At 70.2% G+C, this 14,659-nt stretch carries 14 protein-coding genes; 10 read left to right on the top strand and 4 right to left on the bottom strand.

Annotated elements, in window-relative coordinates; genetic code table 11:
- The first annotated feature begins 87 nt into the window (after window positions 1-87).
- The 4 genes from ABIC47_RS03180 (at window position 88) to ABIC47_RS03195 (ending at window position 5,074) form a co-directional block, all read left to right on the top strand.
- On the top strand, window positions 88-1,206 hold the full coding sequence (locus ABIC47_RS03180; protein WP_354477068.1) for an N-acetyltransferase DgcN family protein: 1,119 nt from the start codon (window positions 88-90) through the stop codon (window positions 1,204-1,206).
- Between the two features lie 44 nt (window positions 1,207-1,250).
- Window positions 1,251-1,820 (top strand): GNAT family N-acetyltransferase, encoded by a 570-nt coding sequence (locus tag ABIC47_RS03185; protein WP_354477070.1) that lies wholly within the window; start codon window positions 1,251-1,253, stop codon window positions 1,818-1,820.
- Between the two features lie 117 nt (window positions 1,821-1,937).
- Window positions 1,938-3,842, top strand: coding sequence for an alkaline phosphatase (phoA, locus tag ABIC47_RS03190; protein ID WP_354477072.1), 1,905 nt, complete (start codon window positions 1,938-1,940; stop codon window positions 3,840-3,842).
- 254 nt (window positions 3,843-4,096) lie between these two features.
- Window positions 4,097-5,074 (top strand): hypothetical protein, encoded by a 978-nt coding sequence (locus ABIC47_RS03195; protein ID WP_354477075.1) that lies wholly within the window; start codon window positions 4,097-4,099, stop codon window positions 5,072-5,074.
- A gap of 410 nt (window positions 5,075-5,484) precedes the next feature.
- On the opposite strand, the gene ABIC47_RS03200 is transcribed toward ABIC47_RS03195, so the two are convergent.
- Together ABIC47_RS03200 and ABIC47_RS03205 are read right to left on the bottom strand one after the other, a co-directional pair.
- Entirely contained in the window at window positions 5,485-6,114 is a 630-nt protein-coding gene (locus ABIC47_RS03200) for a LysE family translocator (protein WP_020076717.1), read from the bottom strand.
- A 20-nt stretch (window positions 6,115-6,134) separates the two neighbouring features.
- Window positions 6,135-6,869, bottom strand: a complete 735-nt coding sequence (locus ABIC47_RS03205) for a C40 family peptidase (RefSeq protein ID WP_354477078.1) — start codon at window positions 6,867-6,869, stop codon at window positions 6,135-6,137.
- A 146-nt stretch (window positions 6,870-7,015) separates the two neighbouring features.
- Between ABIC47_RS03205 and ABIC47_RS03210 the strand changes: the two genes are divergently transcribed.
- The 5 genes from ABIC47_RS03210 to ABIC47_RS03230 all read left to right on the top strand — a co-directional run bounded on the left by ABIC47_RS03210 (window position 7,016) and on the right by ABIC47_RS03230 (window position 11,259).
- Window positions 7,016-7,951 carry a cytochrome c oxidase assembly protein gene (locus ABIC47_RS03210; protein WP_354477081.1) on the top strand — a complete coding sequence of 312 codons (936 nt, stop codon included), beginning with the start codon at window positions 7,016-7,018 and terminating at the stop codon, window positions 7,949-7,951.
- A gap of 66 nt (window positions 7,952-8,017) precedes the next feature.
- The gene (locus ABIC47_RS03215; protein WP_354477084.1) at window positions 8,018-9,400 is read left to right on the top strand and encodes an LLM class flavin-dependent oxidoreductase; all 1,383 of its coding nucleotides are present in this window, start codon (window positions 8,018-8,020) and stop codon (window positions 9,398-9,400) included.
- 96 nt (window positions 9,401-9,496) lie between these two features.
- Window positions 9,497-10,015 carry a hypothetical protein gene (locus ABIC47_RS03220; RefSeq protein WP_089877851.1) on the top strand — a complete coding sequence of 173 codons (519 nt, stop codon included), beginning with the start codon at window positions 9,497-9,499 and terminating at the stop codon, window positions 10,013-10,015.
- Between the two features lie 25 nt (window positions 10,016-10,040).
- Window positions 10,041-10,442 carry a VOC family protein gene (locus tag ABIC47_RS03225; protein WP_089877854.1) on the top strand — a complete coding sequence of 134 codons (402 nt, stop codon included), beginning with the start codon at window positions 10,041-10,043 and terminating at the stop codon, window positions 10,440-10,442.
- Between the two features lie 70 nt (window positions 10,443-10,512).
- On the top strand, window positions 10,513-11,259 hold the full coding sequence (locus tag ABIC47_RS03230) for an alpha/beta hydrolase (protein WP_354477087.1): 747 nt from the start codon (window positions 10,513-10,515) through the stop codon (window positions 11,257-11,259).
- 22 nt (window positions 11,260-11,281) lie between these two features.
- Here ABIC47_RS03230 and ABIC47_RS03235 read toward each other — a convergent pair whose 3' ends face one another.
- Together ABIC47_RS03235 and ABIC47_RS03240 are read right to left on the bottom strand one after the other, a co-directional pair.
- Window positions 11,282-12,106, bottom strand: coding sequence for an MBL fold metallo-hydrolase (locus ABIC47_RS03235; protein WP_354477090.1), 825 nt, complete (start codon window positions 12,104-12,106; stop codon window positions 11,282-11,284).
- Between the two features lie 88 nt (window positions 12,107-12,194).
- A complete protein-coding gene (locus ABIC47_RS03240; RefSeq protein ID WP_018192240.1) occupies window positions 12,195-12,851 on the bottom strand; it encodes a fasciclin domain-containing protein in 657 nt (218 codons plus the stop codon).
- A 127-nt stretch (window positions 12,852-12,978) separates the two neighbouring features.
- Between ABIC47_RS03240 and ABIC47_RS03245 the strand changes: the two genes are divergently transcribed.
- A complete protein-coding gene (locus tag ABIC47_RS03245) occupies window positions 12,979-14,526 on the top strand; it encodes a molybdopterin-dependent oxidoreductase (protein WP_354477093.1) in 1,548 nt (515 codons plus the stop codon).
- The last annotated feature ends 133 nt before the right edge of the window (window positions 14,527-14,659 follow it).

A 14,659-nucleotide genomic window follows, 5' to 3' on the forward strand; every position in this document is an offset into this window, starting at 1 on the left:
GCTTCAGGGAAGACGCCTCGTTGACAGATGGATCCTCCGGATCCGGCCACGACTCGTCGCCTCCTCTGTGCAAACAAGAGGAGCGCCATGCCCGCGTCCGTGAAAGCCGTCGTCTATTGCGAAGGACTGTTCGGGAGGCTCGACGGCAAGACCGCCAACGGTCTCGTCCGCCATTCCGAGAAGTACGAGATCCTCAGCGTCATCGACAGCACCCGTGCGGGCGGCGACGCAGGCGAGGTCCTGGACGGCGCACCGAACGGGATCCCGGTGCTCGCGAGCCTGGACGCATCCCTCGAGCGCGCGGGCTTCATCCCCGACACCCTCATCTTCGGGATGGCGCCGACCGACGGCCTGCTGACCGCCGACCACCGCGCCGTGCTCCTCGACGGCATCGACCGCGGGATGAACCTGGTCAACGGACTGCACGAGTACCTCAACGATGACGCCGAGTTCGTCGCAGCAGCCCTCGTGGCCGGTGTGACGATCGAGGACGTCCGGCGACCGAAGGAGATCGCGGAGCTGAAGCTGTTCAGCGGCCGGATCTTCGACGTCACCTGCCCGCGCATCGCGGTGCTCGGCACGGACGGATCGGTCGGCAAGCGCACGACGGCCACCCTTCTTACTCAGGCGCTGAACGCGCAGGGCATCCGCGCGGTGATGGTCGGGACCGGGCAGACGTCGCTGATCCAGGGAGCCCGGTACGCGGTGGCGCTCGACGCGACGATCCCCCAGTTCTGCTCCGGCGAGGTGGAGGCGCAGGTCGTCGCCGCGTTCGAGGAGGAGGACCCGGACGTCATCATCGTCGAAGGCCAGGGTGCGCTGAGCCACCCCGCCTACCTCAGCTCGGGCGCCATCCTGCGCGGCAGCCGACCGGAGGGCGTCATCCTCCAGCACGCCCCCGGGCGCGTGATGCTGGGCGACTTCCCGATGATGCCGATGCCGACGGCCGCGAGTGAGATCGCCCTGATCCAGGCGTTCAGCGACACCAGCGTCATCGGCGTCACCATCAACCACGAGGGTCTGACGGCGGCCGGGATCGACGACACGATCGCCGAGCACGAAGCCGGGCTCGGCCTCCCCGTCACCGACCCGCTGACCCGTCCGCTGGAGGAGCTCGTCGACATGGTGCTGCTCGCCTTCCCCGAGCTGGGTCTCCGCGGCGAGGCGCTCGCGGGTATCGCGAGCACGGGGTCCAGCCTGGCGTAGTCGGTGGGCCTGACGTCGTCGGTGGCCCGGAATACACTTCCGGCATGGCCATCGACGTCCTCCCCGCCACGGGCCGCTTCGACGACTTCGCAACCTTCATGGTGCCCCGCAAACCGGGCGGAGGCGGCTGCGTTTGCATGTCCTACCGGGATGCCCGGCTCAACACGGCGGGCCGGGTCGACCACATGCGCGCCGAGTGCTCCTCGGAGCCCGGCCCCGGCGTTCTCGCGTACCTCGACGGCGAGGTGGCGGGCTGGTGCTCGGTCGCGCCGAAGTCGACGTACCGCCGCTTGATGAACTCCCGCACCATCCCCCACCTCGACGAGGAACGCGACCCCTGGTCGATCGTCTGCTTCGTCGTCCGCGGCGGATTCCGCAAGCGCGGCCTGATGCACGACCTGCTCGACGGCGCGGTCGAGCACGCCCGCGCCTCCGGCGCCGCGCTGGTCGAGGGCTACCCGGTCGACACCGGCGGCGAGCGCGTGGATGTGATCAGCGGCTACGTCGGAACGGTCGAGCTCTTCGAGAAGCACGGCTTCTCGCGCGTGCTGGCCACGGACGCCCACTCGGGCGGCCAGGTGCGGTGGCTGATGCGGCGCGAACTCGGCGCCTGACGGGCGGGCGCGCCCCGACCCCTGTGAGAGTTCACATGTACGCTCTCTCAGGTTAATCCGCGCGTCACCGCAACCCGCTCGGATGGTCCGGTCACTCGACCGAAAGGACCCGTCCGCATGTTCCGTTCCGCTTCGCGCTGGAAGGGCGGCGCCGTGCTCGTCGCCGCCTCCGGCGTGCTCGCCGCCGCGCTGCTCCCCGCGCCCGCGCTGGCCGCCACCTCCGACAACGGGGGCGCCGCCCGCAACCCCGACGACTCCACGACGGCGCTCCGCCAGTCGATCGTCAACGGGCCCGCCAAGAACGTCATCCTGCTCATCGGCGACGGGATGGGCGACAGCGAGATCACGGTCGCCCGCAACTACCAGTACGGCGCGGGCGGCATGCTTCCCGGCATCGACGCGCTGCCGCTCACCGGCCAGTACACGACCTACTCCGTGTACAAGGACGGCGCGAACAAGGGCAAGCCGGACTACGTGCCGGACTCCGCCGCCACCGGCTCCGCGTGGGCGACCGGGACCAAGACCTACGACAACGCGATCTCCGTCGACATCGACGGCAAGCCGCAGGCGACCCTGCTGGAGCTGGCACGCGCCAACGGCCTCCGCACCGGCAATGTCAGCACCGCCGAGATCCAGGACGCGACCCCGGCCGTCGAGGTCGCGCACGTGGGCGCCCGCTCCTGCTACGGGCCGGACAGCGCATCGTGCGGCTCCGACGCCCTCGAGAACGGCGGACTCGGCTCCATCAGCGAGCAACTGCTCGACGCCCGTGCCGACGTGACCCTGGGCGGAGGGTCGACCTCCTTCACGCAGACCGCGAAGGCCGGCCAGTGGAAGGACGAGACGCTGTTCGACCAGGCCGCCGAGCGCGGATACCAGGTCGTCGGCGACGCCGCGGGCCTCGCGGGTGTGACGGAGGCGAACCAGCAGAAGCCGCTGCTCGGCCTGTTCACCCCCGGCAACTTCCCGACGCGCTACGCCTCGACGACGGCGACCGTCGGCGGCGCGGACCAGGCGCCGGTCACCTGCACGCCGAACCCGGCCCGGCTGGCGACCGACCTCTCCCTCTCGTCGCTGACGAACAAGGCCATCTCCCTGCTGGACAAGCCGGGCGGCGACGGCTTCTTCCTCCAGGTCGAGGGCGCCAGCATCGACAAGCGCGACCACTCGGCCGACGCGTGCGGCCAGATCGGCGAGACCGTCGACCTCGACGAGGCTGTGCAGGCAGCGCTCGCGTTCGCGAAGAAGGACGGCAACACCCTGGTCATCGTGACCGCCGACCACGCCCACACCAGCCAGATCGTCGACAGCACCCCGCCGGCGACCCTGTCGACCGCGCTGACGACCGCCGACGGCACCGTGATGAAGGTCGCCTACGGCACCGCGGCCGCCGGGGGCTCGCAGCAGCACACCGGCGCCCAGCTGCGCATCGCCGGGTACGGCCCCGGCGCGGCCGACGTCGTCGGCCTGACCGACCAGTCCGACACGTTCTTCACCATCGCCCGCGCTCTGGAGCTGAACCGCGACTACGCGGCCCTCAGCGCCGGCGCGTCGGTGACGCTGAACGCCACGACGGTGAAGCCGGGCGACCCGATCACCGCGACGCTGGCGGGCTTCCGCGGCGACCGTCAGGTCACCGGGACCATGCAGTCCGACCCCGTCGCGCTGCCGCGCACCGACGTGCTCGGCGGATCGGCGGCCATCACGGCGACCGCCCCGACCGACCTCGGCGCCCACACCATCACCGTCACGGGAGCGCAGAGCGGCAAGGCGGTGACGGTGAACTTCGAGGTCACCGCCGACGGCCAGCCCTCCGGCGCCCTGCCCGGCGGATCGGCCGGCGGATCGGCCGGTGGCGGCAACGGCGCGGTGACCGCCGGATCCACCTCCGCGGGCTCGCTCGCCTCGACCGGCTCGATCGTCGCGCCGCTCATCGTGGTGGTCGCGCTGGCCCTGCTGATCGCGGGCTACCTGTTCGTCACCCGCGGCCGTCGCCGCGCGGGCGGTGCCCCGCAGGTCTGACCGGCAGCACATCGTGAGGGGGAGGAGTCCACCCGGACTCCTCCCCCTTCCACGTCTGCGCGATCCATCGGATCGCAATACGTCCGCAAAGACCGAGGTGTTCTGAAGGAAGGCGTCACGACCCTGTGGTTGCTGCGTCTGAGTAGGTAGAAGGGCGCTTTGCCCTTGCGAGTGGTGGACAAGGACCGTTCCGGCTTGCCGGGTGATGGGCGCGTGTCCACTTCGTTCCACGTGAGAACGAAAAGGAGACCTCAGTGAAGAAGTCTCGTGTACTGGTGTCAGCCGCGGCGCTGGCAGGATCCTGCGTTATCGGGGCGAGCCTGACTGGTTTCGCTGTGCTGGACGCGGAGCACGTCAACGCGGTGGATGCGGTGGCCGCGATCCAAGGCGTTGTGCCCGAGTCGCTTTCCGGCCTGGCCACGGTGAGTAGTGATAGCGACACTGCGGCGGCGGCTACCCTTGAGGGCGGCCGGGTGGAAGTCCCGGTTGACCCTGCCGACGGCCTCTCGCTTGGTGGCTCGGTTCAGATCGGGTTGCCGTTTGCTCAGCAGGCGTCCGACGCCGCGGATTCACAGCTTTCGGGCGTGGTGGCGTTCGACAACAAGAACGGCTCGACCACCGTCCCGCTCATCAAGGCGGACGGTGCCGTGCAGATCAACACGGTGATCGAGAACGCCAGCGCCCCCAAACGGTACGACTACCCGATCGACGTTCCCGCCGACGCTTCGCTCACTCAGGACGCGAACGGCACTGTAGCGGTCGAAGCGGACGGGTCGCCGTTGCGCGTCTTCGGTGAAGCATGGGCGAAGGACGCCAACGGGGAGGCTGTGCCGACCCACTATGAGGTGCGCGGCAACACGCTCACGCAGGTTGTCGACTTCACGGAGCACACCACCTTCCCCGTCGTCGCTGATCCGACGACGACCGGGGTGTACTCGTACAACTGTGTGAACTCGAACGGCAGCAGCTATTTCATGAAGCCGAACGAGAACCTTACGAACTGCAAGGGGAGCTACCTCCAGAAGTACATCAACGGCCGCATGGTTCAGTCGCTCGGCCTCGTCTACCATGGCGGTGCTTACACAAACGTCACCTGGAAGAGCGGATGCATCCTCGCCCTCGGTGGAGCGGCGGTCGCACTGGTGTGGTTCCCGCCTGCTGGGGTCACAGCCTGGGTCGTGACTAGCGCATTCGCGGCGGCGGGAATCGCCGGAAGTTGTAAAGGGTTCTGATGACGACGCGGCCTCGTCACTTCGCATACTTTGCTTCAACGGCTCTCGTCGTGGGGGGCACATTGCTGGGTGCCTCGCTCCTCCCACAGCCGTGGGGCGGGATGGCGCTGACGGTGGGAGCGCTTCTGTGCGCGACCTTTGATCGAGTGTGGAGTCGTGTCAGGGGTCCCGTCTTCCCGCCACCCTTGACCGCCGCCGTTCGCGTATATCTTGCCGTCGTGGTGGTCGTCTTGCTCTCCACGCTGATTATGGTCGTGTTCGCGCCCGGGAGCGGTCTGCCGACGTGGGTGATGTCCGTAGTCACAATGCTGGCTCTCTTGGCCGGGAGTTGGGTCCCGGCCGCAAACGCCTGGTCGCCTACTCCTCACCCGAGGGGCGACAAGTAGTAAGCCCACGGGGTGTGTTTCGGCTTACGACTCCGCGCTGAGCGCGATGGTCCCGATCCCGAGCGCGGCCAGGATCCCGGCCGAGATGCGTTCGAGCCAGGTCGTGACAGCCGGACGCTTCAGCCAGGCGACCGCGCGGCCGGCCAGCAGCGCGACCACCACGAGGTAGAGCGAGCCGACCACGGCGACGATCGCTCCGAGCAGCAGCGTGCTGGCGATGGTCGAGCCGTCGTGGGGGACGAACTGCGGCGCGATGGCCAGGAAGAACAGGCCGACCTTCGGGTTCATCATCGTGGACAGCATCCCCGCGGTGAATCCCGAACGGAGCCCGGTGCGACGGGAGGTCGGCTCGACACCGTGCGCCTTGCCTTTCCGGCTCGCGATGAACGCGGCCACGCCGAGGTAGATCAGGTACAGACCGCCGACGATCTTGAGGATGCGGAAGACCTCGGCCGACTGCTCGAGCACGGCGGCGAGCCCCAGGGCCACCGCCACTGCCCACACCAGCGACCCGAGCGCGGTGCCCGCGGCGGCCGCGATGCCCGCGCCCTGCCGCGCCAGGCTGAAACGGAGGACGAGGAACGTGTCCGGCCCCGGCGTGAGCGCGAGCACGAGGCAGAGGCCGGCGAAGGCGAGCAGGCTGGCGACGGTCATGCGACCAGTATGCAGGCCGCTCAGGGCAGCAGGCGCGTGAAGTGGTGGGGAACGCCCTGCCAGACGGTGGTGATCTCGACCGGACGGCCTTCCTCGGGCGCTTGGATGAGCATCCCGTCGCCCAGGTAGATCGCGATGTGCTCCTCGTCGTCGAACACCACCAGGTCGCCGGGCTGGGCGTCGCTCTCGCTGATCTGTCGCCCGGCGTCGTCCTGCAGGTGGACGAGGTGCCCGAGCGGGATGCCGACGGCCGCGTACGAGACCATGACCAGTCCCGAGCAGTCGATGCCCGAGTGATCCGAGCCGTCGAGCACGTACGGGTCGCCGAGGTAGCTGAGCGCGGTGGCGACGATCTGTTCGCGCGCGCCGCCGAGGGCGAGGGCGGAGACGATCGCCCCAGCGGCCCGCTCGCCCGCAGCGCCGCCCTGGCCGGCGATGATGCCGGCGACCGCCGAGGCGACGGGGTCGTCACGGTCGATACGGGCGGAGGCGACGATGGCCGAGACGGTCATGGCCTGGTGGGCCGCGTGCCCGCTCGCGGCGGCCGTCACGATGTCGATGGGCTCCGCGACGGCCGGCGGCGCCATGGCGATGCCGGCGAGGAGTGCGATGGTGGCACCGGAGGCGCCGAGCGCGATCCCGCGGCGCGAGGTTCGGCGTGCGGACGCTCGTCGTGCGCCACGCCTCCGCGAGGTGCCGCCGCCGCGCTCAGCCTGTTCCTGCTCCAGAGCCCGCCGTCGTTCGCCGCCCGTCATCCAGACCTCGTCCGTCTCACGACCCGCACCCCATCGCCCGAAGTCCGCGCGACCGGGATCGAGCCTAAGGGGCCGCATCCCGGCTCCACCGGGAGTCCTCTGAGTCGGGCTGATGTTCCTCTCAGACGGAGGCCGCCGGCCGGATCATGCGCCCGGCCGGGGAAGACAATGGTGAGGCCCGCCACCGATCGGAGCCGCCCACGCCCCCCGTCGCCGTCTTCCTCACCACCTGGTCGTTCGACCCGGCCGCCGCCGCGCTGCTCGCCGTGGCAGCCGTGCTGTACGTGGGCGGCGTCCTCCGGCTCCGCCGCAGGGGCCGCCGCTGGTCGCTCCGGTTGACGGCCTCGTTCGTGCTCCTCGGCCTCGGGTCGTACGCGGTCATCTCGTTCGGGTTCCTCGGCGCCGAGAGCACCGACCTCCGCTGGGCGTTCACGACCCGGATCGCGCTCCTGCTCTTCGTCGTCCCCGCGTTCCTCGCCCTCGGGCGGCCCGTCGCCCTCGCCCGCGTGGCGCTCGGACCCACCGGCCGCCGCCGCACCGACCGGGTGATGCGCTCCCGGCCTGTGCGCGCGTTCGGCAACGCGATCGCCGCCCCCGCCTTCGCGTGCGCCGTGTTCCTCGTCTTCCTCACGCCGCTCGCCGCCGTGCTGCGCGACTCGGTGTGGTCCGAGTGGACCATCTCCGTCCTCGCCCCGCTCGTCGGCCTCCTGCTGGTGCTGCCGATCGTCGCGCACTCGGTCGTCCGCACCGGGTTCTTCATCACGGTGGAGTTCCTGCTCGCGTTCGTCGAACTGGTGCTGGATGCGATCCCCGGCCTCCTGCTGCGCCTCAACGACGGCATCCTCGACCACGCCCCGGCGATCGTCGGGCGGATGCCGTTCTGGTTCCCCACTCCCCTCCACGACCAGCACCTCTCCGGCGACCTGTTGTGGTTCATCGCGGAGGTCGCCGACGTGCCCGTGCTCGTCCTGCTGTTCGTCCGATGGATGCGCCTGGAACGCACCGAGGGCAAGCGTTACGACGACCTGAGCGACGAGGAGCTGGCCGAACTGACGCGGCAGCATCTCCGCCAGCGCAGCTGAGGCGCGCGCGTTACGCACCATGACGGTGCGCGTGCGGCCCAGGCCGGGTTCGCTCATCCTGGACGAATGACCAGGCAGATCCGCTTCAACGCGTTCGACATGAACTGCGTCGCCCACCAGTCGTCCGGCATGTGGCGGCACCCCGAGGACCAGGCGTGGCGCTACAAGGACCTCACCTACTGGACCGAGCTGGCCAAGCTGCTGGAGCGCGGGAACTTCGACGGCATCTTCATCGCCGACGTGCTCGGCACGTACGACGTGTACGGCGGCAGCAATGAGGCCGCCATCCGTCACGGCGCCCAGGTGCCGGTGAACGACCCCATCCTGCTCGTCTCGGCGATGGCGCTGGTGACCGAGAACCTGGGCTTCGGCATCACCGCGGGCACCGCCTACGAGCACCCGTACCCGTTCGCACGCCGCATGTCGACGCTCGACCACCTGACCAACGGCCGCGTCGGCTGGAACGTCGTCACCGGGTACCTGCCCTCCGCCGCCCGCAACATGGGCCACGACGACCAACTGCAGCACGACGACCGCTACGACCACGCCGACGAGTACCTCGAGGTGCTCTACAAGCTGTGGGAGGGGTCGTGGGAGGACGACGCGGTCATCCGCGACCGCGAGTCCGGCGTCTTCACCGACCCGTCGAAGGTGCACGAGATCGGCCACCGCGGCAAGCACTTCACGGTGCCGGGCATCCACCTCTCCGAGCCGAGCCCGCAGCGCACGCCGGTCATCTACCAGGCCGGCGCCTCCAAGCGCGGCATCGCGTTCGCGGCAGAGAACGCGGAGGCGATCTTCGTCGCCGCCTCCACCAAGGAGGGTCTGAAGGCGACCGTCGGCAAGCTCCGCGACGCCCTCGAGGCGGCGGGACGCGACCGGTACTCGGCACGTATCTACACACTGCTGACGATCATCACCGACGAGACCAGGGAGAAGGCGCAGGCGAAGTTCCAGGACTTCCTGCAGTACACCAGCGACGAGGGCGCGCTCGTCTTCATGTCCGGGTGGATGGGCGTGGACCTCTCGCAGTACGACCTGGACGAGCCGATCGGCAACGTCGACAGCAACGCCATCCAGTCGGCGGTCGCGAACTTCCAGCGGCCGAACGAGGACGGCGGCGAGTGGACGGTGCGCGACATCGGCCGCAACGGCGCCATCGGCGGGCTCGGGCCGTTCATCGTCGGCTCGGCCTCCGAGATCGCGGACCAGCTGCAGGAATGGGTCGAGGAGACCGACGTCGACGGGTTCAACCTGGCCTACGCCATCACGCCCGGGACGTTCGAGGACATCGTCGAGTACGTCATCCCGGAGCTGCGCAAGCGCGGCGCGTATCCCGAGGAGTACGCCCCGGGGACACTGCGCAACAAGCTGCACGGCGCGGGCGACCGGCTGCCGGAGACGCACCGCGGAGCCCGCTACAAGGTGGCCGCATCCCGGGCCGTCTGAGAATCCGTAGACCATCGCTCCTCTAGCCTGGCTAGCGATAGGCTGAGCGGGAGACGCGGCTCCCGCCGCGCCTCTGTGGCGACCGAAGGGCAGGCCATGACGGACACGGCGGCGATCCAGGACCAGCTGCGCGAGCTCCTCGACGGAGAGCGCGGGCTGAAGGAGCTGCTCGGCGCCAACCCGGAGTGGTACCCCGTGCTGATCCGCCAGCTGGAGCTCGCCGTCGGCGACGCCCGCATCATCTACCTGGGCGCCGCCATCGCTTCCGGGCTCTCCACCGTCACGCTGCGCATCGGCATCTTCACGGAGCACACGGTCGTCGCCGCCGAGGTCATCGACGACAGCACGCCGGGAGCACAGGTGGTGACGCGTGTGGAGAGCCGCGCGGGTCTGCTGCGCTTCGAGCTCTCCGGCGGCACGGAGAGCGACAACAGCAGCGAGTCGTCGTGGCAGGGCGGCTTCCGCGTGCGGGCGTTCTACCGCTCCGGCCTGGTCGTCACCGTGCCCGCCAACGTCGTCGACACCGAGGCCAAGCGCGTCTCGGTGCACGCCGTCCTCGACGGCATCCGCGCCGACCTGCAGGCACGACCGCCATCGTCCGTGCTGGACGACTGAGCACCCCGACGGGCCGGGAGGAACCATGATCTCGTCAGCGGTCACCCTCAGCTATCGCGACGCCCCGGCCGCGATCGCGTGGCTCGAAGCGCTCGGGTTCGACGTGCTCCAGCTGCAGTCCGGGCAGGACGGCTCGGTGCTGCACAGCGAACTGCGCTGGGCCGACACCGTCGTGATGCTGGCCTCGGACGACGCGGCCTACGACGTCCCGCCCCTGGTCGGCGCCTCGACCGGAGTCGGCCTGTACCTGGTGACCCAGGACGTCGACGGGATGTTCGCACGCGCGGTGGACGCCGGCGCGACGGTGGTCTTCCCGCCGGAGGAGACGGAGTGGGGCAGCCGCCGGGCACGTGTGCTCGACCCCGGCGGCCGGGAGTGGAGCTTCGGCTCCTATCGGCCCGGCGAGCAGTGGAGCGCCTCCGCCTGAGCGCGAGAACACCGAAACTCCCTTGCTAGGAGATTAGTCAGCAAGCTTATGGTCGGGCTACGCTGGATTCGTGAGCCGGTCCAGCAGAACCCGTCGCCGCATCCTCATCGCGGGCGGCGCTGTCCTCGGCGTCCTCGTCCTGACCGTGGTCGGCTTCCTGGCCTGGGCGTCCACCCCGATGATGGGCGACCGGTCCGCGGCGCTCGAGGCCTGGCGCGACCCGGCCGTCCGGATCCACGACGCCGGCGACTCCGTCGTCATGGAGCCGACCGGAACGCCCTCCGGCGACGGCCTGGTGTTCGTTCCCGGCGCGCTTGTCGACCCGTACGCCTACCTGAACAAGCTCTCGGGCGCCGTCGCCGAGACAGGCCTCACCGTGGTGATCACGAAGCCGACGCTCAACCTGGCGTTCTTCGACCAGCGGCCGCTGTCCACGTTCACCGCCCACGCCCCGGAGGTGACGGACTGGTATGTCGGCGGCCACTCCCTCGGCGGCGTCCGCGCCTGCCAGCTGGCCGAGGATCCGAAGGTGACCGGACTCATCCTGTTCGGCTCGTACTGCGCAAACGACCTCAGCGGTGCCGATCTGCGCGTGCTGTCGATCGGCGGCAGCCGCGACGGCCTGAGCACGCCCGCCAAGCTCGCGGCGAACCGGCACCTGCTGCCGGAGGACGCGCGGATGGTGGAGATCGACGGCATGGACCACGCGCAGTTCGGCGACTACGGCGCCCAGCCGGGCGACCGACCGGCCACCATCGACGACGAGACGGCTCGCGAAGAGCTGACCCAGGCGCTCAGCGGCTTCCTGTCCGAGTGATGCACGACGGATCAGATGTCGGCTACCCGCCGACGGGCGACCACTCCCCGCTCACGACCCGTCCGTTCCGCAGCTCGGGGAAGTGCGCGCCGACACCGGTGGCACCCGGCGCAGAGAGCAGCGCCCAGAGCTCCTGACGCGACTGCTCGGCGCGGGCCGCATCCACGTCGCCCAGGGAGCGCCAGTTCTCTTCGGCCATCTGCTGCGGGATCGTGATCGCGTCGCCCAGCAGGATGAGCCGCTCACCGCGCGACTCGACCACGACGGCCAGGTGTCCTGGCGTGTGTCCGGGTGCGGGCACGGCCCGGACTCCGGGCGCAATGCAGACCTCCGTATCGACGGGCCGCAGCGTCGGCGTCCCGGCGCGGGCTCGGAGGCCGGCCCGAATGTGCGGCGCCATCTGGCCAGGGCCCTCGACGAAGTGCGCCCACTCGCCCGCTCCGAACCAGAGGCGGGCGTTCGGGAAGGTGGGCTGTTCATCCGTGCCGAACAGCCAGCCGACGTGGTCCATATGGAAGTGGGTGATCACGATGTCGGTGACCTCGGCCGGGTGGATGCCCGCCCCGCGCAGTCCGGTCGGCAGTTGCCCGCCGACCAGCATCATCCCGTCGGGCATCGGGTCGAGGGCCGGGCCGAGTCCGGCATCCACCAGCACGACGGGAGCCGAGGCCCCCGGGTCGGCCCGCTCCTGCCGGATGAGGAAGCAGCCGATCGGCAGCCACGCCGCCCCATCGCGGTCGAAGACGTCCGGCCGGGCCGTCGCGGGCACCCGGTCGCCGAAGTAGCTCGGACGCGCAACGAACGCGCCGTCGGAGATCGCATCCACTCGGAGTCCGCCCACGCGCATGGAGGCAGCTTACGGCCCGTACACAGACGGCGCGGCCGTGCAGCGGGGAGGCTGCACGGCCGCGCCGGGGGCGGGCTGATGCCGGGAGTTACTTGGCCGGGGGCATCAGGACCGAGTCGATCAGGTACACGGTCGCGTTGGCCGTCTTGACGCCGCCGCAGATGACGTTGGCGTCGTTGACCTTCATGGAGTCGCCGGAGCCGGTGACGGTGACGTCGCCGCCCTCGACGGTCTTGTGGGTGCCGTCGATGTCAGACGGCGCAAGCTGTCCGGGCACCACGTGGTAGGTGAGGATCGAGGTCAGCGTGGCCGTGCCCGCCTCGGTCTTCAGCGACTCGATGGTCGCCGGGTCGATCTTCTTGAAGGCGTCGTCGACCGGGGCGAAGACGGTGAAGTCGCCGCCGTTCAGGGTGTCGACCAGGTTCACCTGCGGGTTCAGCTTGCCCGAGACGGCCGCGACGAGCGTCGTCAGCAGCGGGTTGTTGCTGGCCGCGGTGGCCACCGGGTCCTCGGCCATGCCGGAGACGGAGCCCGCACCCGACGGGACCTGCTTGGCGTATGCCGCGCAGCCGGGACCGACGAGGTCGGCGGCCGGGTCCATCTTCGAGGCGGACGGGGTGGACTTGCTCATCGAGGAGCCGGAGTCGCTGGAGGTGGCGCTGCCCGCACCGGACGAACAGGCGGTGAGGGTGAGGGCGGCTGCGGCCAGGATGGCTGCCGCTGCGAGACGAGCTGTGGATCGCATGGTTCTTCTCCTTCGAGGGATGGTGACGATCGTTACGGCCGCTGCGGGGCGGTCATCAGGGGTTCGGCCCCGGCGGCGAATCGGATTGGAACCAATCCGCGGGGCCTCTCCGCCACGAACTCCAGGCATGTCAGCGAAGAAGAGAATCGGCACCATCGCCCTGGCCGCACTCGCCGGGGCGGTGAGCGGTGGCGTGTTCCTGGGGGCGGCCGAACTGGTGGCCCTGCTGACCGTGCGCGACGCGAGCCCGATCATCGCGGTCGGCTCGTTCGTGATCGACATCGTCCCCCGCTGGGCGAAGGAACTGGCGATCGACCTGTTCGGGTCGAACGACAAGCTGTTCCTCCTGGCGAGCCTGGGCCTCGCGGTCCTCGTTGCCGCCGCCGTCGCGGGGGTGCTGGAGTGGTGGCGTCGGTGGGTCGGCGTCGCGCTGTTCGTTCTCGCGGGTGTCGCGGCCGTGGTCGCGACGCTGACCCGCACGGGGGCCAGCCCGTTCGGTTTCCTTCCGGCCGCGATCGGCGCCGTGCTCGGCGCAGTGGTGCTGCGACTGCTGATCGGGCGGCTTCACGCCTGGCGCGACGGGACCGCGGGAGCGGAAAGGGTCGGCGTCGACCGCCGCCGGTTCCTGGTGCTCACGTCGGTCGCAGCGGCGGGAGCCCTGGTCGCCGGGGTCGGGTCGCGCCTGGGGTCCGCTGTCACGTCATCCATCGCCGCGGTCCGCTCGGCGCTCACGCTCCCGACGCCGGCCTCCCGCCTGAAAGTGCCTGCCGGCGCCGAACTCGACGCCCCCGGCATCAGCCCGCTCTTCACGCCGAACAAGGACTTCTATCGGGTGGATACGGCCCTCACCGTGCCGTCGGTCGACCCGGCGAACTGGCGCCTCACCATCGACGGGATGGTCGAGAAGCGCGTCGAGCTCAGCTTCCAGGACCTCGTCGACATGCGCCCAGCCGAGTACGGCGTCACCCTGACGTGCGTGTCGAACGAGGTCGGCGGCAACCTGGTCGGGAACGCGCGGTGGCTGGGCGTGCCGGTCCGCGACATCCTCGCCCTCGCCCGTCCACGAAGGGGCGCCGACATGGTGCTGTCGCGCAGCATCGACGGCTTCACCGCCGGCACCCCGCTGGATGCGCTCACCGACGACGGCCGCGACGCCATCCTCGCGATCGGGATGAACGGCGAACCGCTCCCCCTCGAGCATGGTTTCCCGGTGCGGATGGTGGTGCCGGGCCTGTACGGCTACGTGTCGGCGACGAAATGGCTGACCGAGCTGAAGGTGACGACCTTCGCCGCCGACCAGGCGTACTGGACTCCCCGCGGCTACAGCGCGAAAGCCCCGATCAAGCTCTCCAGCCGCATCGACACCCCGCGCGTGGACAAGCCGCTCTCCGCCGGCCCGACGAAGATCGCCGGTGTCGCGTGGGCGCAGACGGTCGGCATCCGCACCGTCGAGGTGCGGATCGACGGCGGCCAGTGGCAGCAGGCGAAGCTCTCCACTCCGATCAACGCCGACACCTGGGTGCAGTGGTCGCTCGACTGGGACGCCACAGCGGGCAGCCACACCCTCGCTGTGCGCGCCACCGATCGCGCGGGCCGCGTGCAGGAGCAGAAGCGCACGCCGATCGCGCCGAACGGATCGACCGGGTGGCAGCAGACGCTGGTGCGGGTGGGCTGAGGATGTCGAGGTCGTCGGATGGGCACTCCGTGACCCGAGGTGCCGGCGCCCGAGCCGGCACCTCGGTGGGCTGACGCTCCCCCCGGACACGTCAGCTGGAACCCGCAACAGTGGGCCGGCACCTTGGGGAAAT

The organism is Leifsonia sp. 563, assembly GCF_040545055.1.
GTDB lineage: Bacteria > Actinomycetota > Actinomycetes > Actinomycetales > Microbacteriaceae > Leifsonia.

What these genes read in the sequence shown, in the direction of transcription:
- ABIC47_RS03180 (WP_354477068.1), top strand. Translation starts at nt 88, where the DNA reads ATGCCCGCGTCCGTGAAAGCCGTCGTCTATTGCGAAGGACTGTTCGGG.
- ABIC47_RS03185 (WP_354477070.1), top strand. Translation starts at nt 1,251, where the DNA reads ATGGCCATCGACGTCCTCCCCGCCACGGGCCGCTTCGACGACTTCGCA.
- phoA (WP_354477072.1), top strand. Translation starts at nt 1,938, where the DNA reads ATGTTCCGTTCCGCTTCGCGCTGGAAGGGCGGCGCCGTGCTCGTCGCC.
- ABIC47_RS03200 (WP_020076717.1), bottom strand. Translation starts at nt 6,114, where the DNA reads ATGACCGTCGCCAGCCTGCTCGCCTTCGCCGGCCTCTGCCTCGTGCTC.
- ABIC47_RS03205 (WP_354477078.1), bottom strand. Translation starts at nt 6,869, where the DNA reads ATGACGGGCGGCGAACGACGGCGGGCTCTGGAGCAGGAACAGGCTGAG.
- ABIC47_RS03210 (WP_354477081.1), top strand. Translation starts at nt 7,016, where the DNA reads ATGCGCCCGGCCGGGGAAGACAATGGTGAGGCCCGCCACCGATCGGAG.
- ABIC47_RS03215 (WP_354477084.1), top strand. Translation starts at nt 8,018, where the DNA reads ATGACCAGGCAGATCCGCTTCAACGCGTTCGACATGAACTGCGTCGCC.
- ABIC47_RS03220 (WP_089877851.1), top strand. Translation starts at nt 9,497, where the DNA reads ATGACGGACACGGCGGCGATCCAGGACCAGCTGCGCGAGCTCCTCGAC.
- ABIC47_RS03225 (WP_089877854.1), top strand. Translation starts at nt 10,041, where the DNA reads ATGATCTCGTCAGCGGTCACCCTCAGCTATCGCGACGCCCCGGCCGCG.
- ABIC47_RS03235 (WP_354477090.1), bottom strand. Translation starts at nt 12,106, where the DNA reads ATGCGCGTGGGCGGACTCCGAGTGGATGCGATCTCCGACGGCGCGTTC.
- ABIC47_RS03240 (WP_018192240.1), bottom strand. Translation starts at nt 12,851, where the DNA reads ATGCGATCCACAGCTCGTCTCGCAGCGGCAGCCATCCTGGCCGCAGCC.
- ABIC47_RS03245 (WP_354477093.1), top strand. Translation starts at nt 12,979, where the DNA reads ATGTCAGCGAAGAAGAGAATCGGCACCATCGCCCTGGCCGCACTCGCC.